Origin of the sequence: Jannaschia sp. S6380 (genome assembly GCF_023015695.1) — a bacterium.
GTDB lineage: Bacteria > Pseudomonadota > Alphaproteobacteria > Rhodobacterales > Rhodobacteraceae > Jannaschia.
The window spans coordinates 524,069-544,043 of the sequence record NZ_JALKAS010000002.1 but is presented as its reverse complement, the minus strand read 5'-3'; the positions used below and the strand labels follow the sequence as shown (position 1 = coordinate 544,043).

19 protein-coding genes are annotated in these 19,975 nt (G+C 66.1%); 1 reads left to right on the top strand and 18 read right to left on the bottom strand.

All coding sequences use genetic code 11. The features are described from left to right. Positions 1-17: 17 nt before the first annotated feature. Positions 18-2,777 (top strand): formate dehydrogenase subunit alpha, encoded by a 2,760-nt coding sequence (gene fdhF / locus MWU52_RS15685; RefSeq protein WP_246953916.1) that lies wholly within the window; start codon positions 18-20, stop codon positions 2,775-2,777. 202 nt (positions 2,778-2,979) lie between these two features. Here fdhF and MWU52_RS15680 read toward each other — a convergent pair whose 3' ends face one another. From MWU52_RS15680 to nuoF, 18 genes are all read right to left on the bottom strand, one after another. Then, on the bottom strand, positions 2,980-4,659 hold the full coding sequence (locus MWU52_RS15680; RefSeq protein ID WP_246953915.1) for a ribonuclease J: 1,680 nt from the start codon (positions 4,657-4,659) through the stop codon (positions 2,980-2,982). Beyond that, positions 4,656-5,429 (bottom strand): type III pantothenate kinase, encoded by a 774-nt coding sequence (locus MWU52_RS15675; protein ID WP_246953913.1) that lies wholly within the window; start codon positions 5,427-5,429, stop codon positions 4,656-4,658. The genes MWU52_RS15680 and MWU52_RS15675 overlap by 4 nt, the downstream gene beginning before the upstream one ends. Next, the gene (locus MWU52_RS15670) at positions 5,429-6,130 is read right to left on the bottom strand and encodes a biotin--[acetyl-CoA-carboxylase] ligase (protein ID WP_246953911.1); all 702 of its coding nucleotides are present in this window, start codon (positions 6,128-6,130) and stop codon (positions 5,429-5,431) included. The genes MWU52_RS15675 and MWU52_RS15670 overlap by 1 nt, the downstream gene beginning before the upstream one ends. Positions 6,131-6,173: 43 nt before the next feature. Next, positions 6,174-7,604, bottom strand: a complete 1,431-nt coding sequence (gene nuoN, locus MWU52_RS15665) for an NADH-quinone oxidoreductase subunit NuoN (RefSeq protein WP_246953909.1) — start codon at positions 7,602-7,604, stop codon at positions 6,174-6,176. An 11-nt stretch (positions 7,605-7,615) separates the two neighbouring features. Then, a complete protein-coding gene (locus MWU52_RS15660; RefSeq protein ID WP_246953907.1) occupies positions 7,616-9,163 on the bottom strand; it encodes an NADH-quinone oxidoreductase subunit M in 1,548 nt (515 codons plus the stop codon). Positions 9,164-9,167: 4 nt separating this feature from the next. After that, complete coding sequence (gene nuoL, locus MWU52_RS15655) at positions 9,168-11,309, bottom strand: NADH-quinone oxidoreductase subunit L (protein WP_246953905.1); 2,142 nt, start codon at positions 11,307-11,309, stop codon at positions 9,168-9,170. Between the two features lie 5 nt (positions 11,310-11,314). Continuing rightward, complete coding sequence (gene nuoK, locus MWU52_RS15650) at positions 11,315-11,620, bottom strand: NADH-quinone oxidoreductase subunit NuoK (protein ID WP_092780793.1); 306 nt, start codon at positions 11,618-11,620, stop codon at positions 11,315-11,317. Positions 11,621-11,776: 156 nt separating this feature from the next. Further along, entirely contained in the window at positions 11,777-12,391 is a 615-nt protein-coding gene (locus MWU52_RS15645) for an NADH-quinone oxidoreductase subunit J (protein WP_246953903.1), read from the bottom strand. After that, entirely contained in the window at positions 12,388-12,783 is a 396-nt protein-coding gene (locus tag MWU52_RS15640) for a carboxymuconolactone decarboxylase family protein (RefSeq protein WP_246953901.1), read from the bottom strand. Before MWU52_RS15640 ends, MWU52_RS15645 begins: the two co-directional genes overlap by 4 nt. After that, on the bottom strand, positions 12,780-13,286 hold the full coding sequence (nuoI, locus tag MWU52_RS15635) for an NADH-quinone oxidoreductase subunit NuoI (RefSeq protein ID WP_246953899.1): 507 nt from the start codon (positions 13,284-13,286) through the stop codon (positions 12,780-12,782). Before nuoI ends, MWU52_RS15640 begins: the two co-directional genes overlap by 4 nt. A 100-nt stretch (positions 13,287-13,386) precedes the next feature. Further along, positions 13,387-14,436, bottom strand: a complete 1,050-nt coding sequence (gene nuoH, locus MWU52_RS15630; protein ID WP_246953897.1) for an NADH-quinone oxidoreductase subunit NuoH — start codon at positions 14,434-14,436, stop codon at positions 13,387-13,389. Between the two features lie 11 nt (positions 14,437-14,447). After that, on the bottom strand, positions 14,448-14,813 hold the full coding sequence (locus tag MWU52_RS15625) for a hypothetical protein (RefSeq protein ID WP_246953895.1): 366 nt from the start codon (positions 14,811-14,813) through the stop codon (positions 14,448-14,450). Positions 14,814-14,842: 29 nt separating this feature from the next. Next, on the bottom strand, positions 14,843-16,861 hold the full coding sequence (nuoG, locus tag MWU52_RS15620; RefSeq protein WP_246953893.1) for an NADH-quinone oxidoreductase subunit NuoG: 2,019 nt from the start codon (positions 16,859-16,861) through the stop codon (positions 14,843-14,845). A 95-nt stretch (positions 16,862-16,956) separates the two neighbouring features. Then, a complete protein-coding gene (locus tag MWU52_RS15615) occupies positions 16,957-17,343 on the bottom strand; it encodes a DUF5333 family protein (RefSeq protein WP_246953891.1) in 387 nt (128 codons plus the stop codon). 92 nt (positions 17,344-17,435) lie between these two features. Next, complete coding sequence (locus MWU52_RS15610; protein WP_246953890.1) at positions 17,436-17,816, bottom strand: hypothetical protein; 381 nt, start codon at positions 17,814-17,816, stop codon at positions 17,436-17,438. Continuing rightward, positions 17,813-18,205: a DUF5333 family protein gene (locus MWU52_RS15605; protein ID WP_246953888.1), complete on the bottom strand. Its 393-nt coding sequence runs from the start codon at positions 18,203-18,205 to the stop codon at positions 17,813-17,815. The genes MWU52_RS15610 and MWU52_RS15605 overlap by 4 nt, the downstream gene beginning before the upstream one ends. Then, positions 18,202-18,684 carry an MAPEG family protein gene (locus MWU52_RS15600; RefSeq protein ID WP_246953886.1) on the bottom strand — a complete coding sequence of 161 codons (483 nt, stop codon included), beginning with the start codon at positions 18,682-18,684 and terminating at the stop codon, positions 18,202-18,204. The genes MWU52_RS15605 and MWU52_RS15600 overlap by 4 nt, the downstream gene beginning before the upstream one ends. Continuing rightward, positions 18,681-19,973, bottom strand: coding sequence for an NADH-quinone oxidoreductase subunit NuoF (gene nuoF / locus MWU52_RS15595; RefSeq protein ID WP_246953884.1), 1,293 nt, complete (start codon positions 19,971-19,973; stop codon positions 18,681-18,683). Before nuoF ends, MWU52_RS15600 begins: the two co-directional genes overlap by 4 nt. Between the last annotated feature and the right edge of the window lie 2 nt (positions 19,974-19,975).

Below are 19,975 nucleotides of genomic sequence, written 5' to 3'. Positions count from 1 at the left end.
GCGAAACGGAGGCACGCATGTCCGACGCGATCACATTCACGCTCGACGGCGAGACGGTCGCGGCGCAGCCCGGCCAGACGATCTGGGAGGTGGCGAACGGGCGCGGCCTGGTGATCCCGCATCTGTGTCACAAGCCGGCGCCGGGCTATCGCCCCGACGGCAATTGCCGCGCCTGCATGGTGGAGATCGAGGGGGAGCGCGTGCTGGCCGCGTCCTGCATCCGCGAACCGGCCGAGGGCATGGTGGTCACGACCGACAGCGCGCAGGCGAAGGGCGCGCGCAAGATGGTGGTCGAGATGCTTCTGGCCGACCAGCCGGAGCGGGACGCGGCGCATGACCGGTCGTCGCATCTGTGGGACATGGCCGATGCGGTCGGCGCGGGCGAAAGCCGCCTGCCGACGCTGGAGGCCGGGCGCATCCCGCTTCTGGACGACAGCCATGTCGCGATGCGGGTCAACCTGGATGCCTGCATCCAGTGCGGCCTCTGCGTGCGGGCCTGTCGCGAGGTGCAGGTCAACGACGTGATCGGCATGGCGGGCCGGGGGCACGACGCCTATCCCGTCTTCGATTTCGACGACCCGATGGGCGAGAGCACCTGCGTCGCCTGCGGCGAATGCGTGCAGGCCTGTCCGACGGGGGCGCTGATGCCGGCGACGATGGTGGACGCCGCGCAAGTTGGCGACAGCGCCGATTGGGACCGGGAAACGAAGAGCATCTGCCCGTTCTGCGGCGTGGGGTGCCAAGTGTCGCTGAAGGCGAAGGGCGACCGCATCGTCAAGGTGGACGGGATCGACGGACCGGCGAACGAGGGGCGGCTTTGCGTCAAGGGGCGGTTCGGGTTCGACTACATCCACCACCCGCACCGCCTGACCGTGCCGTTGATCCGCCGCGAGGACGCGCCGCCGAAAGGGTTGAACGTCGATCCGGGCGATTGGGGCAATGTGTTCCGCGAGGCGAGCTGGGACGAGGCGCTGGACGTGGCGGCGGGCGGATTGCGCGGCCGGGGGCGCGAAGTGGCCGGGTTCGGGTCGGCCAAGTGTTCGAACGAGGAGGCGTACCTGTTCCAGAAGTTCATCCGGCAGGGCTTCGGGCACAACAACGTCGACCACTGCACGCGGCTCTGCCACGCCTCGTCAGTCGCGGCCCTTCTGGAGAACGTCGGATCGGGCGCCGTCACCGCGACCTTCAACGAGATCGAGAATGCCGACGTCGCCATCGTCATCGGCGCCAACCCGGTCGAGAACCATCCCGTCGCCGCGACCTACTTCAAGCAGTTCGCCAAGCGCGGCGGCAAGCTGATCGTGATGGACCCTCGCGGCGTGGGCCTGCGGCGGCATGCCAGCCACATGCTGCAATTCCGGCCGGGGGCGGACGTGGCGCTGCTCAATTCGATCATGCACGTGATCGCCGAGGAGGGCCTGACCGACCGGCAATATATCGAGGCGATGACCGAGAACTGGGCGGCGCAGCGCGAACATCTGCGTGGCTTCGCGCCCGAGACGGTCGAGGGGCTGACCGGGATCCCGGCGGATGTCGTGCGCGACGTCGCGCGGACCTTCGCGGGCGCGAAATCCGCGATGATCTTCTGGGGCATGGGGATCAGCCAGCATATCCACGGGACGGACAATTCGCGCTGTCTGATCAGCCTTGCCCTGATGACGGGCCAGATCGGGCGTCCGGGATCGGGCCTGCATCCGCTGCGCGGGCAGAACAACGTGCAGGGCGCGTCGGATGCGGGGCTGATCCCGATGTTCCTGCCGGACTACGCCAGCGTCCTGTCGGACGACGTGCGGGCGAAATACGCGGCGCTCTGGGGGTCCGAGCCGCTGGCCGAGAAGGGCCTGACGGTGACGGAGATCCTGGACGCCGTCCATGCGGGCGACATCCGGGCGATGTACATCCTGGGCGAGAACCCGGCCATGTCGGACCCGGATGTGGACCACGCGCGCGAGGCATTGGCGGCGTTGGATCATCTGGTGGTGCAGGACATCTTTCTGACCGAGACGGCGAATTACGCTGACGTGATCCTGCCCGCCGCGGCCTTTGCGGAGAAGACGGGGACGGTGACCAACACCAACCGGCAGGTGCAGATGGGGCGCCCCGCCGTGCCGCCGCCGGGCGACGCGCGGGAAGATTGGCGGATCACGGCGGAGCTGGCCTGGCGCTGCGGCCTCGACTGGCGCTATGCCCATCCGAAGCACGTCTTCGCCGAGATGAAGCAGGTCATGCCGTCGCTCGACAACATCACCTGGGACCGGCTGGAGCGCGAGGGCGCGGTGACCTATCCGTCGCTCTCGCCCGAGGATCCGGGCCAGCCGATCGTGTTCGGCGACCGGTTCCCGAGGCCCGAGGGGCGCGCGAAGTTTACGCCCGCCGACGTGGTTCCGCCCGACGAGGTGCCGGATGCGGACTATCCGATGATCCTGACAACGGGGCGGCAGTTGGAGCATTGGCACACCGGGTCGATGACGCGGCGGTCCAGGGTCTTGGATGCGGTGGAGCCGGAGGCGAATTGCTCGCTGCACCCGGCCACCTTGCGGCGGATGGGCGTGGCACCGGGCGGGCATGTGCGCCTGACGACGCGGCGGGGCACGGTGACCTTGATGGCACGGGCGGACCGGGCGATCGCGCCGGACATGGTGTTCCTGCCCTTCGCCTATGTCGAGGCGGCGGCGAACCTTCTGACGAACCCGGCGCTCGACCCGTTCGGCAAGATCCCGGAATTCAAGTTCTCGGCCGTAAAGGTCGAACCCGCCAGTCCCGTCGCGGCGGAATAGGCGCATCGATCAGAAAGGGCCGGCCCCCGAAGGGACCGGCCCGATGCCGTCAGGCCGCGAAATGCCGACCTCCGCCCCTGACCGGCAAACAAAAACCCGCATGGGGTCGGCCGGAACGGTCACGGTATCCACGACCCAACCACTTGTGATTCAACACGGTTCCCGAGAATTCTCCGGTTGACGCCACGTCGTGGTCATTCGGTCATTCCGCAGTCAGGCGCGTGATGAGTACCGTGACCTCGGGTCGTTTTCCGACCTCGTCCTGGGCCACCTTTCGGACGCCCTTCACGATCAGATCCTCCAGCTTTTCGTCATCACCGGCCGTGCGCGTATCGGCGCGGGCCAACTGGCCGGCCAGATGCTCCTCCATCATCGACGCGAGGGAGGCGGAGCCGCGCGCGAGTTCGGGCAGGCCGCGAATGTCGACCCAGGTATCCTCCAGGATCTGGTCATCGTCGTCGACCATGACGGCCACCACCACATGGCCGTTCAGCGCCATGCGGATGCGATCGCGCACCACCCCGTCGAACTGCCCGACCAGGGCCGAGCCGTCGAGATAGGTGCGCCCGGTCTCGACATGGTCGACAACCTTCGGCTGGTTGCCCGACAGCTCCAGCATGGTTCCGTTCGGTGCGACCACACCGATCCGGCCCGTGGCTTCGGCGAGCTTGGCATGTTCGCGCAGGTGGCGGTGTTCGCCATGCATCGGGATGACGATCTGCGGATCGACGATGCGGTGCACGGTCTCCAGGTCCGGGCGATTGGCATGGCCCGAAACGTGGTAGAGGCCATCCTCGTCGGTCACGACATCCACGCCCAGTTCGGACAGGTTGTTCATGATCCGGGCGACGTCCTTCTCGTTTCCGGGGATCGTCTTGGAGGAGAAGAGGAACGTGTCGCCGTCCTTCAGCTCCATCCCGAAATACTTGCCACGGCTGAGTTGCGCGGAGGCGGCGCGGCGCTCCCCTTGGCTGCCGGTGACGATCAGCATCAGGTTCTCGCGCGGCAGGCTGGCCGCGTCCTCGGGCGATATGGTCCGGGGGAAGTCGGTTAGGATCCCCTCCTCGACCGCGGCTTCGGTCATGCGGCGCATGGCCCGGCCCATCAGGCAGATCGAGCGGCCCGCCGCGACGCCGGCATCGGCCAGCGACTTCAGGCGCGCGACGTTCGACGCGAAGGTCGTGGCGACAAACATGCCCTTGGCGGAGGCCACCAGCGGGATCAGGTTCGGCGCGACTTCGGATTCCGACCGGCCTTCGTGCTTGGAGAACACGTTGGTGGAATCGCAGACGAGCGCACGAACGCCGGGCTTCGACGCCTCGGCCCAGAGGTCGGCGTCGAACGCCTCGCCCACGACCGGCGCGCGGTCGATCTTGAAGTCGCCGGTATGGATGATGCGGCCGGCCGGCGTGTCGATCACAAGCGCGCCCGATTCCGGGATCGAGTGGGACACCGGCAGAAAGCCCACCTTGAAGGGGCCGGCGTCGATCATGGCGGGGAAGGGTTCGGCGGTCACGACGGCCTTCGGGTCCTGACCCTTCTCCTGCAGCTTGCGACGGGCGAGGTTCGCGGTGAACTTGCGCGCGTGGATCGGCTTCTTCAGTTGTGGATAAAGGTGGCCGACACCCCCCAGGTGGTCTTCGTGGCCATGGGTGATGAACACCGCTTCCAGCCGGTTCAGGTTGGCCAGCAGCCATGAGATGTCCGGCAGGATGATGTCCACGCCGGGGGTGGTGTCCATGTCCGGGAAGGCAATCCCGAGATCGACGAGGATCAGGCGTTCCTTTCCCTCGGGGCCGTAGCCGTAGACATAGGCGTTCATTCCGATCTCGCCCGCCCCGCCCAGGGGGAGGTAGATCAACCGCTCGCGCTTGGCGCTCATGCGTTTTCCTTGTTGTATCTGTGGATGACGGTCAGGCCGTGCATCGTGAGGTCATCGTCATAGGCGTCGAACAGCGTCTCGGCCTGTTGGAACAGGGGCGCGAGGCCCCCGGTTGCCACGACTTTCATCGTGCGCGCGCGCTCTGCGCGGATACGGGCGGACACTTCCTTGATAAGGCCCACGTAGCCCCAGAAGATGCCCGATTGCATGCAAGTAACGGTGTTGGTTCCCACCACCCGCTGCGGTTGCGTGATGTCGACATGCGGCAGGGCCGCGGCGGCCATATGCAGGGCTTCCAGCGAGAGGTTCACGCCGGGTGCGATCACCCCGCCGACATAGGCGCCGTCATGGTCGACCACGTCGAAGGTGGTCGCGGTGCCGAAATCGACGACGATCAGGTTGCCGCCGTGCCTGTCCCACCCCGCGACGGTATTTACAAGCCTGTCCGGCCCGACCTGCGTGCCCGCATCGACGCGCACGTCGACCGGAAGCCGCGTGTCCGGCTTGCCGACGACGTAAGGCCGCGTGCCGAAATAGCGGTCGCAGAGGACGCGCAGGTTGAAGACGACGCGCGGCACGGTCGAGGACACGATGACATCGGTGATCGTCACGTCGATCCGGTGCAGGTCCATCAAGGTGCGCAGCCAGGTATAATATTCGTCGGCCGTCCGCGTGGCCTGCGTGGCGCAGCGCCAGGAGGCCGCGAAGGCGGTGCCGTCCCAGATGGCGAAGACGGTGTTGGTGTTGCCGCAATCGATGGTCAGTAGCATCAGGTCCCTCCGAAGAAGACGTCGCCGGCCGCGATCCGCCGCACCCCGGACGGCGTCCGAAGGACGAGCCTGCCGTCGGCATCCACGTCCTCGAAACGCCCCGCGATCGTCTCGGACATGGTGCGGGCCGTGACCTGTTGCCCCCGCCCGGCGGCGCGATCCAGCCACGCGGCGCGGATGGCGGGGAACCCTTCGGCGCGAAACAGCGCCTCGCGCGCGGCGAAGGCCGGAGCGAGACGGTCCAGCAGCGCCTCGGGGGCCAGGCGGAGGCCGGACGCTTCCAAGAGCGAGACGGGCGCCACGGCGCCCGGTTCTACCTCGGCGGGCTGCGGCGCGGCGACGAGGTTCACGCCGATGCCGAGGACGAGCAGTCCCGGACGGGGGCATTCGAGCAGGATTCCGGCCAGCTTACGCCCCTCCAGCAGGACATCGTTGGGCCATTTGAGCGAAAGCCCCCGCACCCCCAACTCGATCAGCGCGTCGGACAAGGCCAGCGACGCGATGAAGCTGCGCAGCGCCATCGCCGCCGGATCGTCCTGTGGCCGCCAGACCAAGGAGGCGGCGAAGTTGCCAGGCGCCATCCTCCAAGCACGCCCGCGGCGTCCACGGGGCGTGGTCTGACGACGTGCCATGACCCATGTGGGCTGCGCCGGCGCGCGGCGGGCCGCCTCGACCGACGTGCTGTCGATCTCGTCCAGCACGACGCGCTCCACCCCCTCGGGCCAGGGAGAGGCGGACGCGGGACTAGTTGACAAGGGTGGCTGCTGCGGCCGCGGCGATGCCCTCGAGACCGAACATGTTCACGACGCCGAGGACCATGATCCCGGCCGCGACCACGAGCGCCGCCAGCTGAGCCACCGGCATATGAGTGTCCAGCTTGGGATCGCCTTCGCCGAAATACATGAAATACACGATCCGCAGATAGTAGAATGCCCCGATCACCGACGCGACGACCCCCAGGATCGCCAACCAGACGAGCCCGGCATCGACCGCCGCCTGCAGCACGTAGAGCTTGGCGAAGAAGCCGACCATCGGCGGGATGCCCGCAAGGCTGAACATCAACACGAGGATGGCCAGCGCCGTCCCCGGCCGTGCCTTCGAAAGCTGGTTGAGTGAGGCGATGTCCGTCACTTCCATCCCCTCGCGGGACATCGACAGGATGAACGCGAAGGTGCCGATATTCATCACCACGTAGATCGCCGTATAGAGCAGCATGGCCTGCACACCGCCCACCGTACCCGCCGCCAGACCCATCAGGGCGTAACCCATATGCGCGATCGAGGAATAGGCCATCAGCCGCTTGATGTCGCGTTGGCCGATGGCGGCGATGGCGCCCACGAACATCGACATCACCGACAGTACCACCAGGATCTGCTGCCAGTCGCCGACCGCGCCACCGAACGCGTCATGCGTGACTCGGGCGAACATGCCCAGCGCCGCGACCTTGGGTGCGGTGGCGAAGAAGGCGGTGACCGGCGTCGGCGCGCCCTCATAGACGTCGGGCGTCCACATGTGAAAAGGCGCGGCGCTGATCTTGAACGCCAGGCCCGAAATCATGAAGACCAAGCCGAACAGCAGGCCCAGCGAGGTCGAGCCGGTGGCGGCCAGGTAGACCGCGGCGAACTCGGTCGACCCGGCATAGCCGTAGGTCAGTGAGATGCCGTAGAGCAGAAGGCCCGACGACAGCGCGCCGAGGACGAAGTATTTCAGCCCCGCCTCGGTCGACTTGACGCTGTCGCGCCGCATCGACGCGACCACGTAGAGCGACAGCGACTGCAACTCCAGACCCATGTAGAGCGTCAGCAGGTTGCCGGCCGAGACCATGACCATCATGCCGATGACCGACAGTGTGATCAGCAGCGGATATTCGAACTTCATCAGGCCGGCGCGTTCCATGTAGTCCTGCCCCATCAGCAGGACGATGGCCGCCGACAGAAGGATCGTGACCTGCGCGAAGCGGCTGAACCCGTCCTTGACGATCATCGCGTTGAACCCCGTCCCCACCTCGGGCGAGACCGCGATCCAGAAAGCCGTCATGGCCAGCACCAGCGAGGTGAGCCAGATCAGCGGCCGGGCGAGCTTGTCCTGACCGGTATAGACGGCCACGAGCAGCGCCCCCATCGCGTAGACGGCGAGCACGACCTCGGGGAGGATGATGTTCAGATCAGCGATCATGACGACCTCTCTCAGTGTCCGGCATCGGCGACGGCGTGATCCAGGATCAGGTCGGCGGTTGCGATCTCATGGTTCTCGACAAGGTTCGCGACCGACGGCCCGATGATGTCGGTGATCAGGCTCGGATAGATCCCGAACAAAATCGTGGCCACGACCAGCGGTGCGAAGATCGCGCGCTCCCGGCCTGTCATGTCGGTGATCGAGCGCAGGCTCTCCTTGATCAGGTCGCCGAAGACGACACGGCGATAGAGCCAGAGCGCGTAGCAGGCCGAGAAGATCACACCCGTCGTCGCGACCAGCGCGACCCAGGTGTTGACCTGGAACACGCCCATCAGTGTCAGGAATTCACCGACGAACCCGCTGGTGCCGGGCAGGCCGACATTGGCCATGGTGAACAGCATGAAGACGAGCGCGTAGGCCGGCATCCGGTTCACCAGCCCGCCATAGGCCGTGATCTCGCGCGTGTGCATCCGGTCGTAGATCACGCCCACGCAGAGGAACAGCGCGCCCGAGATGAAACCGTGGGAGATCATCTGGAAGATCGCCCCGTCGACGCCCTGCTGGTTGGCGGCGAAGATACCCATGGTCACGAAGCCCATATGCGCGACGGACGAATATGCGATAAGCTTCTTCATGTCGTCCTGCATCATCGCCACGAGCGAGGTGTAGACGATCGCGATCGCCGAGAGCCACAGAACGAGCGGGCCCATCACTTCGGACCCCACGGGGAACATCGGCAGCGAAAAGCGCAGGAAGCCGTAGCCGCCCATCTTCAGCAGGATCGCGGCCAGCACGACGGAGCCCGCGGTCGGTGCCTGGACGTGCGCGTCGGGCAGCCAGGTATGGACCGGCCACATCGGCATCTTGACCGCGAAGCTGGCGAAGAAGGCGAGCCATAGCAGCGTCTGCGCCCCGCCGACGATACCGAGGCCCAGCACATTCAGCGGCGCATAGCTGAACTGATGCTCCAGCAGCGTCGGGATGTCGGTGGTGCCCGCGTCGAGATACATGAAGATCATCGCCACCAGCATCAGGACCGAGCCGAGCAGCGTGTAGAGGAAGAACTTGAACGCCGCGTAGATGCGGTTCGCCCCGCCCCAGATGCCGATGATCAGGAACATCGGGATCAGCCCGGCCTCGAAGAACAGGTAGAACAGGATCAGGTCCAGCGCGCAGAACACGCCCAGCATGAGCGTTTCCAGCACCAGGAGCGCGACCATGTAGTCCTTTACCCGCGTCGTCACGTTCCAGCAGGATGCAATCACCAGCGGCATCAGGAAGGTCGTCAGCATCACGAACAGGACCGAGATACCGTCGACGCCCATCTTGTATTGCAGGCCCAGCAGCCATTCCCGCTCCTCGACGAACTGGAAGCCGGTGTCCTGCGGGTCGAACCCCGTCAGGATGAAGATCGAGACGAGGAAGGTGAAGCTCGTGGCGCCGAGGGCCAGCCACTTGGCGTTGCGCTGCGCCGCCTCGTCATCGCCGCGCAAAAACAGCGCGAGGATCGCGGCGGCGATCAGCGGCGTGAAGGTGACGATGGAGAGGAGATTATCCATTGGCTTAATTTCCCGCGGCGATCGTCGTCCAGGTGATCAGGACCACGATCCCGATGACCATCGCGAAGGCGTAGGTGAAGATGTATCCCGACTGCGCCCGGTTCAGCGCGCGGGTGAAGAACGGCACGATCCCCATGGCCAGACCATTGATCGACCCGTCGATGACGGACCCGTCGCCCCGGCGCCATAGGAACGTGCCGATCCGCTTGGCCGGACGCACGAACACCGCGTCGTAGATTTCGTCGAAATACCACTTGTTCAGCAGGAAGCGGTGCAGGGGTGCCAGGGTCGTGGCCCATTGCCGCGGCAGGTCGGGCCGGCGGACATAGGCCAGATAGGCTGCGCCAAGGCCCAGCAGCATGGCGATGAAGGGCGACACCTTGACCCAGGCGGGCACCTCGTGGGCTTCGTGGATGATGTGGTTGTCGTCACCGATATAGATCGCGCCCTCGCCCGGAACCTGGTGTGCGCGGGCCGCCGCGTGCTCCTCGTCGTGTCCGTCATCGACGGCGACGACCGCGCCGCCCTCGGTCACGACGACATCGGTGTCATGCGCCTCCTCGACGATCCCTTCGCCGTGGCCGTCTTCCACCAGGGGCGTGCCGTGTTCGGCGTCGGTGCTGGCGCCGATGCCGAAATAGCGGTCGACGCTGGCCTGGCTGCCGAAGAACGGGCCGTAGAACACCATGCCGGCCAGCACCGACCCCACGGCCAGCACGGCCAAGGGTCCGGTCATGACCGCCGGGCTCTCATGCGCATGCTCATGCGTGTGCTTGTCGCCGCGCGGGGCGCCGTAGAAGGTCAGGAACATCAGGCGCCAGGAGTAGAAGCTGGTGAACATCGCCGCGATGACCAGCGCCCAGAACGCGCCCGAATGGCCGGCGAAGGCCACTTCGATCACGGCGTCCTTCGACAGGAAGCCGGCGAACCCGATATGGGTCAGCGGGATGCCGACGCCGGTGATGGCCAGCGTGCCGATCATCATCGCCCAGAATGTGTAGGGGATCTTCTTCCGAAGGCCGCCGTAATTCCGCATGTCCTGTTCGTGATGCATCGCGTGGATGACCGAACCCGCACCCAGGAACAGCATCGCCTTGAAGAACGCATGCGTCAGCAGGTGGAACATCGCCACCGAATAGGCGCCCAGTCCCGCTGCCACGAACATGTAGCCCAATTGAGAGCAGGTCGAATAGGCGATGACGCGCTTGATGTCGTTCTGCACCAGGCCCACGGTCGCCGCGAAGAACGCCGTCGCCGCGCCGATCACCACGACGAAGGCCATGGCCGCGTCGGCGAATTCCATCAGGGGCGACATGCGGCAGACGAGGAACACGCCCGCCGTCACCATGGTCGCCGCGTGGATCAGGGCCGAGACGGGGGTCGGACCCTCCATCGCGTCGGGCAGCCAGGTGTGCAGGCCCAGCTGCGCCGACTTGCCCATCGCGCCGATGAACAGCAGGAAGGCGAGCAGGTTCGCCGCGTTCCAATCCGTCCAGAGGAAGCGGATCTGCGTCTCTGCCAGGGCGGGCGCCGCCGCGAAGACGTCCGAGAAATTGATCGAGTCGGTCAGGTAGAACAGCCCGAAGATGCCCAGCGCGAACCCGAAATCGCCGACCCGGTTGACGATGAACGCCTTCATCGCCGCGCCCGAGGCGGACGGCTTGCGCCAGTAGAACCCGATCAGCAGGTATGACGCGACGCCCACGCCTTCCCAGCCGAAGAACATCTGCAGCAGGTTGTCGGACGTCACCAGAGCCAGCATCGCGAAGGTGAAGAACGACAGATAGGCGAAGAAGCGCGGCTTGTAGACCTCACCCTCGCGCCATTGCGGGTCGTGATCCATGTAGCCGAAGCTGTAGAGGTGGACGAGCGAGGACACCGTCGTCACCACGATCAGCATGATCGCAGTCAGCCGGTCCAGCCGGATCGCCCAGTCGGTCAGGAGCGACCCGCTCTCGATCCAGCGGAACAGGTGGATGATCTCGGTCTGGCCGTCATGCGTCAGGAACACGATCCAGGACAGAAGCGCCGCGAGGAACAGAAGCCCCGTCGCCACGACCAGCGCGGCCTTCTCGCCGATGAAACGCCAGCCGAAACCGCAGATCAGCGCGCCCAGCAGCGGGGCCAGCAGGATGATCGTCGCCATGATGTTCAGCCCTTCATCACGTTGACGTCTTCGACGTCGATGGTGCCGCGGTTACGGAAGAAGCAAACCAGGATCGCCAGGCCGATCGCCGCCTCGGCCGCGGCCACGGTCAGGACGAACAGCGTGAAGACCTGCCCCGTCAGATCGCCCAGGAAGCCCGAGAACGCGACGAAGTTGATGTTCACGGCCAGCAGCATCAACTCGATCGACATCAGGATGATGATGACGTTCTTGCGATTCAGGAAGATGCCGAAGATGCCGATCACGAACAACGCGGCCGCGACGGTCAGGTAATGCTCAAGTCCGATCATGTCCGTTCCCTTCGGTGCGCGCCGGACGCGCGCCCGTTCTTGTCCGTTCGCGATTGACTGACCCGCGCGGGGTTCAGAGGAAGCCGAAGCCGCCGATGAGAAGGATGACGACGACGATGACGATGATCAGCGTGGTTCGTGACATGGTGGAATCTCCTAGAGGCCTTGGCCGGGTTTCACGTCGCGCACATCCATGGCCTTGGCCGGGTCGCGCCACATCTGGTGCAGGACGTTCTGCCGCTTGACGTCCTTGCGGTGCCGAAGGGTCAGGGCGATCGCCCCGATCATGGCCACCAGCAGGATCAGCCCGGCAAGCTGGAACATCAGGAAATAATCGTCATAGAGCACGAGGCCCAGCGCCGAGGTGTTCAGCGTCGGCGGGACCGGAATGTTCGCCAGCCCGTCGGCCACAACCACCCCTTCCGCGGCTTCCCAGACGCCGAAGGCAATGGCCAGTTGCATCAGCAGGACGATCCCGATCAGGCCGGCCAGGGGCACGTATTTCGCCATCTCGGCCTTCAGCTCCGCGAAGTCGACATCCAGCATCATGACGACGAACAGGAACAGGACCGCGACCGCGCCGACATAGACGATGATCAGCAGCATCGCCACAAACTCCGCCCCCAGCAGAACGAACAGGCCGGCGGTCGACAGGAAGGTCAGGATCAGCCACAGCACCGAATGCACGGGATTGCGCGACACCACCACGAACAAGCCCGCCGCCACGGTGACGATCGCGAACAGGTAGAAGGCGAAATCGAGAACCGTCATTCCTTGTCCTCCAATACCTCGTTGGCGAGGGACATCGCCTTGTTCATCGCCGGCAGCCCGCCGAACAGGCCCATCAGGCCGATCGTCTCGGCGATCTCCTGCTTGGTGGCACCCTGTTCGGACGCCTGGCGGACGGTCATACGCACCTGCGCCTCGGCCTGCGCGCCCAGCACCGTCAGTCCGGCCAGCGTCAACAACATCTTGGTCTTGGCGTCCAGCCCCTCGGGGTTCACGCCCTTGCCCATGAACGCCTCCATCACGTCCTTGGGCATGGTCGGCCACAGCTTCTCGAACCCCTGCGGCGTGAAATTCACCAGCGCGGGGTTCATGGTCTTGGCCATGTCCTGCACGTGGCCCATCCAGGCCGCGAAGGGATTCTGCGGATCACTCATCGGTACGGCGCGTCCAGTTCGAGGTTCTTGGCGATGATCGCCTCCCACCGCTCGCCGTTCTCCAGGAGCTTCTCCTTGTCGTAGAACATCTCCTCGCGCGTCTCGGTGGCGAACTCGAAATTCGGTCCCTCGACGATGGCATCCACGGGGCAGGCTTCCTGGCAGAACCCGCAGTAGATGCACTTGGTCATGTCAATGTCGTAGCGGGTCGTGCGCCGGCTTCCGTCGACGCGCGGCTCGGCGTCGATGGTGATGGCCTGCGCGGGGCAGATCGCCTCGCAGAGTTTGCATGCGATGCAGCGTTCCTCGCCGTTGGGATAGCGGCGCAGCGCATGCTCCCCCCGGAACCGCGGCGATTGCGGGCCCTTCTCGTGCGGATAGTTTAGCGTGGCCTTGGGGGCGAAGAAGTACTTCAGCCCGAGGCGCAGACCGCTCCACATGTCGGCGAGGAGGAAATACTTGGCTGAACGCTTCCAGTCGATCTTGGTGTCGGTGGTGGTCATTGCTGAACGTCCTCCGCCTGTTCCGGAATTTCGCCTAGGTCGTCATCGGCGCGGTATGCGCCTGTCCGGCCGTTGTATCGCGTGAGAGAGCAACCGGCCATCAGTTCACCACCACCAGGACCTCGGGCCAGCGGGCCCAGAAGCCGCCCAGAACCTCGAACTTCGCGAGGAATGCCACGATCACCACCCAGGCCAGCGACAGCGGCAGGAACACCTTCCAGCCCAAGCGCATCAGCTGATCGTAGCGGTAGCGGGGCACGATCGCCTTCACCATCGCGAAAAGGAAGAAGATGAGCGCCATCTTCAGCACCATCCATGGCGCACCGTCGGGCAGGAACGGCACCGGCGACAGCCAGCCGCCGAAGAAGATGAGCGTGATCAGCGCCGTCATAAGCACGATTGCGGCATATTCCCCGATCATGAACAAAAGGAACGGCGTCGAGGAATATTCGACCTGATATCCCGCCACCAGCTCCGACTCGGCCTCGGGCAGGTCGAAGGGCGGGCGGTTGGTCTCGGCCAGGGCCGAGATGAAGAACAGGAACACCATCGGCAGATGCGGCAGCCAGTACCAGCCCAGTAGGCCCAGGTCGCCGTCCTGCGCGCGCACGATATGCGTCAGGTTCAGCGACCCGGTCGAAATGATGACGCCGATCAGGATCAGGCCGATGGACACCTCGTAGGAGATCATCTGCGCCGCCGAACGCAGGCTGCCAAGGAACGGATATTTCGAGTTCGACGCCCAGCCGCCCATGATGATGCCGTAGACCTCGAGCGAGGAGACCGCGAAGACATAGAGGATGGCCACGTTCAGGTCGGCGATCGCCCAGCCGTCGTTGAACGGGATCACGGCCCAGGCAATCAGCGACAGCGTGAAGGCCACCATCGGCGCAAGGAAGAAGACCGCACGATCCGCGCCCGCAGGCACCACGATCTCTTTCAGGGCGTATTTGAAGAAATCCGCGAAGGATTGCAGCAGCCCGAAGGGCCCCACGACGTTCGGCCCCCGCCGCATCTGGACGGCCGCCCAGATCTTGCGGTCGGCATAGAGAAGGACGGCGAGACTCATCAGGAGCAGAACGACCAGGAGCAGGCACTGCGCCAGGATCGTCAACACGATGCCCAACGGAGATGCGAGAAAGTCCGCCATAGTCACGTCCCTTATACGGTCGGGATGCCTCGGGCCGCGCACGCGTCGACGACCACTTCGGCATCAATCGTCCTCAGCCCCCGTGGGAGCGATGGCGAGACGGTGTAAACCGCATCCGCGCGCCAAACGCCACCCTCTTCGACCACGTTTGTCCGCACCTGACGCGCGAAACCGAAGCCACGGATCAGCGCGTATTGCGCGGCCGCGCATTCGGCGTAGTCCACCACGTCCCGGCCGTCGCGCGCACCCTCCATAGCGACGATGAAGTTGACGAGATCGCCCTCCAGGAGCCGCGTTTCCACGCCCTTGTAGTCTGGGCGGAACACGTCGACCACCGGGGCCTCCTCGGATCGGCAGGCGGCCAGGACGAAGGCCATCGCAAGGACCGGGGCCCGCCGCATACGCGTTACTCCGCCGCGATCGGCCGCGTCTCGCGTCCCTTCGCCAGCTGCGACAATTCCGCCATCAGGCGACTGGCACGCGCGATCGGGTTCGACAGATAGAAGTCGCGCACCGCCAGGCCGAAATCGCCGTCACCCATCGGCCCGACCTCGCCCAGGGGGGCAAACGCGTTGACGGGCACCTCGTCCAGGTCGGCCAGTTGCGGCGCCGACGCGACCAGTTCGCCGCGAAGCTGCGCCAGGCTGTCGAACGGAAGCTGGTATCCGACCTCGGCCGAAAGCGCACGCAGGATTGCCCAGTTCTCCTTTGCCTCGCCCGGCGCGAAGCCGGAACGCAGCGCCAGTTGCGGGCGGCCCTCGGTATTGACGAACAGGCCCTGCTCCTCGGTCCAGGCGGCACCGGGCAGGATGATGTCGGCGCGGTGTGCACCGCGATCACCATGGCTGCCCTGGTAGATGACGAAGGGACCGTCGGGAATGTCGATCTCGTCGGCAGCCAAGTTATAGATCACATCGGCCGACAGGGCCGCGTCGATGCCGCCGGGACTGTGACAGCCCGCATCCATCGCACCCACGCGCGCGGCGGCGGTATGCAGGATCAACAGGCCGGACCCCGAGTTTTCGGCCAGGCGCCGTGTGTGGGCCAGAACGGCCGCGCCGTCGCCCCCGGACAGGGCCGCGTTCCCCAGGATCACGAGGGACGGCGCCGCGCGCGTCTCGTCGCTGACCTTCTGTTCGGACAGCTTGGCCAGCGCCGCGCGATCCGTCCCGACATGGGCGTAGTCGTAGGTCAGGTCCACCGCCTCGCCAAGCAGCCCGACATTCGCGCCGCGCAGCCAGGCCTTGCGAATGCGCGCGTTCAGCACCGGCGCCTCGCGCGCGGGGTCCGTGCCGATCAGCATGATGTTCTTCGCGTCGTCGATATCCTCGATCGCGGCGGTGCCGGCATAGCCGGCCCGCTCCGTCGGAAGCATGGCGCCGTCGGTCCGGCATTCGGTCACGCCGCCCAAGGCGTCCATCAGCTTGCGCAGCGCGTACGCGGCCTCGGTCGCGACCAGGTCACCGACGATCCCGGCGACCGATCCGCCCTTCATCGCCGCCGCCGCGGCATTCAGCGCCTCGGGCCAGGTCGCCGGCCGCAGCTTTCCGTCCACCCGGATATAGGGCTTGTCCAGCCGCTGGCGGCGCAGCCCGTCCCAGACGAAACGGGTCTTGTCGCTGATCCACTCCTCGTTGGTGCCGTCGTGGTTGCGCGGCAGGATGCGCATGACCTCGCGGCCCTTGGTGTCCACCCGGATGCTGCTGCCCAAGGCGTCCATGACGTCGATCGTCTCGGTCTTGGTCAATTCCCAAGGGCGGGCGGTGAAGGCGTAGGGCTTGGAGACCAGCGCGCCGACGGGGCACAGGTCGATGATGTTCCCCTGCAGGTTCGATTTCAGCGTCTCGCCCAGATAGGACGTGATCTCGCTGTCCTCGCCCCGGCCGGTTTGGCCCATCTGGGTGATGCCCGCCACCTCGGTCGTGAAGCGGACGCAGCGGGTGCAGGAGATGCAGCGCGTCATGTGCGTTTCGACCAGCGGGCCGAGATCGAGGTCGACGGCCGCGCGCTTGGGCTCCCGGTAGCGGCTGAAATCGACCCCGTAGGCCATCGCCTGGTCCTGCAGGTCGCATTCCCCGCCCTGATCGCAGATCGGACAGTCGAGCGGGTGGTTGATGAGCAGGAACTCCATCACGCCTTCGCGGGCCTTCTTGACCATCGGCGAGTTGGTCTTCACCTGGGGCGGTTCGCCATCCTTGCCGGGGCGAAGGTCGCGGACCTGCATCGCGCAGCTTGCCGCCGGCTTGGGCGGGCCGCCCACGACTTCCACCAGGCACATCCGGCAGTTGCCGGCGATGGACAGCCGTTCGTGATAGCAGAAGCGCGGGATCTCGATCCCAGCCTGTTCGCAGGCCTGGATCAGGGTCATCTCGCCGGGAACCTCCACATCGGTTCCGTCGATCACGATCTTCTTGAGGTCGGCCATGCCCATCGCTCCGATCTGCTAGCAGCGCGTTTCAGAGGGGGTTCTAGCCCGGTCATACGGCAAGGGCCAGTCGCCCCGGGGCCAAATGCCGCGCCTTATCGCGGCGAAAGCAGGCGACCGACCTGGCTGTCGGCGGCCACCTCGCCGCGGCCTACGCGGCAATGGGCCCCGACATCGCCGCGAACCGCACCCATCCGCGCCAGACGTTCGCGGGCGATCTCCTCGAGGCGGTCCTTTTCGGCGTCGTCGTCGATGAAGGCCTCGATCTCCTCTGCGCTATAGCCCAGATCCCCCGCCGCCGAGCGCAGCGCCAGCAGATAGCGCAGGCCAAGCAGGCGCCGCGCGTCGATATCGGGGCAGACCTCGGAGATCTCGTAGGCGATGCCGACATTGATCAGACCTTCGGTGATCCGGGGCTCGTTCGCCAGATCGGCCAGGGCCGGGGTCGCCAGGAACGTCAGGGCAAGGGCACATCCGCGCATGAGGGTATCCTTCGTCGTCGGGGTCGACTGACAGGTCGGGACCGGAGCGCCGATATTCAATATCCGGACCGGCGAGGCCGATAGCCGTCCGTTCAGCGCGTCAGGCAGACGCCCCGGAGGCGCAGCGTGCCGTCCGCCTCGACCGCGGCGGCCGCGTCGAACCCCTCGGGGGCGATGTCCCACGCGATCTCGGACCCGCCGAACCGGCGGATGCAGTATTCCGTCGCGCGAAGGCGTCCGGCCTCGGCCGCCGACACAGGCGCACGGGCGGCGCCGCGCGTGGCCGTCGCGAAGCCACGCCGATCCTCGCTCACGACGCTCAGGCGGGTCCGGAACCGCAGACCGCCCACCTCGGCCTGCGCGCCGCGGAGCCCGTCGCCACGGAAGGGCGATGACACGCCGGAGCCCAGCCGATCGATCGTGCCACAACCGACCAGCATCGCCGCCATCAGCGTCAGCAATGTGATCCTCATTCCTCGACCTCCACCAACAGCTTTCCGATGTTCGTGCCCTCGGCGATCTCGCGCAGTCCGGCGACACAGACCTCAGCCTCCGAGGCGCCCTCGGTCAGGTCGTGCTTCTGCAGGAACGTCCGCTGCTGCACCGCGACCTGCGTCGACGGATCGGCCATGCGGGTCGCCAGGTTCTCGGCCGTGAAGCCATCGCGCGCCAGGGCGTCGAGGACGGCATCGCCATGCCGGGTCATCTCCACCGGGTTGACCGAAAGTCGCGTGCAGCTGCGCGCCAGGACCTGGGCCGTGGACGTCGCCATCGCCGAGTCCACGAAATAGTCGGGCGCGGGCAGCACCTCCTCGGCCCATGCGGGTGTGGCGAGCATGCAGACGCACAAAACGCGGATCACGCCGTCACCGCCCCGACGAGCGCCATTCCGGCCAAGCCGATAACGCAGAAGAGACCCACGGCGAACAAGGCGGAACGGGCCGGCTGATTTTCCGTCCCGATATGGACGATGGCCATCCCGATCCGCGCGACAAGGAAGACCGACGCCAGAAGGTTCACCCAGAAGGGCGGCGCGCCGATCAGAATGGCGGCGACCGCGGCGGCGATGAAGGGGCCCGTACTCTCTACCGCGTTCAGATGGGCCCGCGTGCGGCGATAGAACGGATCGGAATAGTCGCGTGCCGGATGCCCGCTTTCGGTGCGGATTTGGGGTTTGCCGCAGGTCGACAGGGCGGCCAGAACGGTCGTCAGGACCGCCCAGCCAGCCAAGGCGGCCAACGTGTGCGCATAGGCCGCGAAGGGCGCCAGCGCATCGGCCGATCCGTCCTGCGCGAGGGCGGGGCCGGCCAGCAGCACCGAAAAGACGACCGCGCGGATCACTCGGCGGCCACGGCCGGGCGAGGGGTGCGCTTGTGCAGGATGCGGTCCTCGATCTCGTCGCGGAAATGCCGGATCAGACCCTGGATCGGCCAGGCGGCGGCGTCGCCCAGTGCACAGATCGTATGACCCTCCACCTGCTTGGTGACGTCGAGCAGCATGTCGATCTCCTCGACCTCCGCCTCGCCCTTCACCAGCCGGTCCATGACGCGCATCATCCAGCCGGTGCCTTCGCGGCAAGGCGTGCACTGGCCGCAGCTTTCATGCTTGTAGAAGGCCGCAAGCCGCCAGATCGCCTTGATGACGTCGGTGGAGTTGTCCATCACGATGACCGCAGCGGTGCCGAGGCCGGATTTCTGCTCCTTCAGGTAGTCGAAATCCATGATCGCGTCGCGCATGTCGCGCCCCGGGATCAGCGGCACCGAGGAGCCGCCGGGGATCACCGCCTTGAGGTTGTCCCAGCCGCCGCGGATGCCGCCGCAATGCGTCTCGATCAACTCCTCGAACGAGATGCTCATCGCCTCCTCGACAACGCAGGGCCGGTTCACATGGCCCGAGATCGCGAAAAGCTTGGTGCCCGCGTTGTTCGGCCGGCCGAAACCAGCGAACCATTCGGCGCCGCGCCGCAGGATCGTGGGCACGACCGCGATCGACTCGACATTGTTCACCGTCGTCGGACAGCCATAGAGCCCCGCACCCGCCGGGAAGGGCGGCTTCATGCGCGGCATGCCCTTCTTGCCCTCTAGGCTTTCGATCAGGGCGGTCTCCTCGCCGCAGATATACGCCCCCGCCCCATGCGTCAGGTACAGGTCGAAATCCCAGCCTGATTTCGCCGCGTTCGGCCCCAGGAGCCCGGCCTCGTAGGCCTCGTCGATGGCGTTCTGCAACGCCTCCTTCTCGCGGATGTATTCGCCGCGGATGTAGATGTAGCAGGCATGCGCGCCCATCGCGAAGGACGCGATCAGCGCGCCCTCGATCAGGGTGTGGGGATCGTGGCGCATGATCTCCCGGTCCTTGCAGGTGCCGGGCTCGGATTCGTCGGCGTTGATGACGAGATAGGCCGGGCGGCCGTCGCTCTCCTTGGGCATGAACGACCATTTCAGGCCCGTGGGGAAACCCGCGCCGCCCCGGCCGCGCAAACCGCTCGCCTTCATGATCTCGACGATCTTGTCGCGGCCCAGGCCGATCAGGTCCTTGGTGCCGTCCCAATGGCCCCGCGCCTGCGCGCCCTTCAGCGACCGATCGTCCATGCCATAGATATTGGTGAAGATCCGGTCCCGGTCCTGCAGCATCG

Coding starts and splice junctions, on each gene's coding strand:
- fdhF (WP_246953916.1), top strand. CDS start 18: ATGTCCGACGCGATCACATTCACGCTCGACGGCGAGACGGTCGCGGCG.
- MWU52_RS15680 (WP_246953915.1), bottom strand. CDS start 4,659: ATGAGCGCCAAGCGCGAGCGGTTGATCTACCTCCCCCTGGGCGGGGCG.
- MWU52_RS15675 (WP_246953913.1), bottom strand. CDS start 5,429: ATGCTACTGACCATCGATTGCGGCAACACCAACACCGTCTTCGCCATC.
- nuoN (WP_246953909.1), bottom strand. CDS start 7,604: ATGATCGCTGATCTGAACATCATCCTCCCCGAGGTCGTGCTCGCCGTC.
- MWU52_RS15660 (WP_246953907.1), bottom strand. CDS start 9,163: ATGGATAATCTCCTCTCCATCGTCACCTTCACGCCGCTGATCGCCGCC.
- nuoL (WP_246953905.1), bottom strand. CDS start 11,309: ATGGCGACGATCATCCTGCTGGCCCCGCTGCTGGGCGCGCTGATCTGC.
- nuoK (WP_092780793.1), bottom strand. CDS start 11,620: ATGATCGGACTTGAGCATTACCTGACCGTCGCGGCCGCGTTGTTCGTG.
- MWU52_RS15645 (WP_246953903.1), bottom strand. CDS start 12,391: ATGACGGTTCTCGATTTCGCCTTCTACCTGTTCGCGATCGTCACCGTG.
- MWU52_RS15640 (WP_246953901.1), bottom strand. CDS start 12,783: ATGAGTGATCCGCAGAATCCCTTCGCGGCCTGGATGGGCCACGTGCAG.
- nuoI (WP_246953899.1), bottom strand. CDS start 13,286: ATGACCACCACCGACACCAAGATCGACTGGAAGCGTTCAGCCAAGTAT.
- nuoH (WP_246953897.1), bottom strand. CDS start 14,436: ATGGCGGACTTTCTCGCATCTCCGTTGGGCATCGTGTTGACGATCCTG.
- MWU52_RS15625 (WP_246953895.1), bottom strand. CDS start 14,813: ATGGCCTTCGTCCTGGCCGCCTGCCGATCCGAGGAGGCCCCGGTGGTC.
- nuoG (WP_246953893.1), bottom strand. CDS start 16,861: ATGGCCGACCTCAAGAAGATCGTGATCGACGGAACCGATGTGGAGGTT.
- MWU52_RS15615 (WP_246953891.1), bottom strand. CDS start 17,343: ATGCGCGGATGTGCCCTTGCCCTGACGTTCCTGGCGACCCCGGCCCTG.
- MWU52_RS15610 (WP_246953890.1), bottom strand. CDS start 17,816: ATGAGGATCACATTGCTGACGCTGATGGCGGCGATGCTGGTCGGTTGT.
- nuoF (WP_246953884.1), bottom strand. CDS start 19,973: ATGCTGCAGGACCGGGACCGGATCTTCACCAATATCTATGGCATGGAC.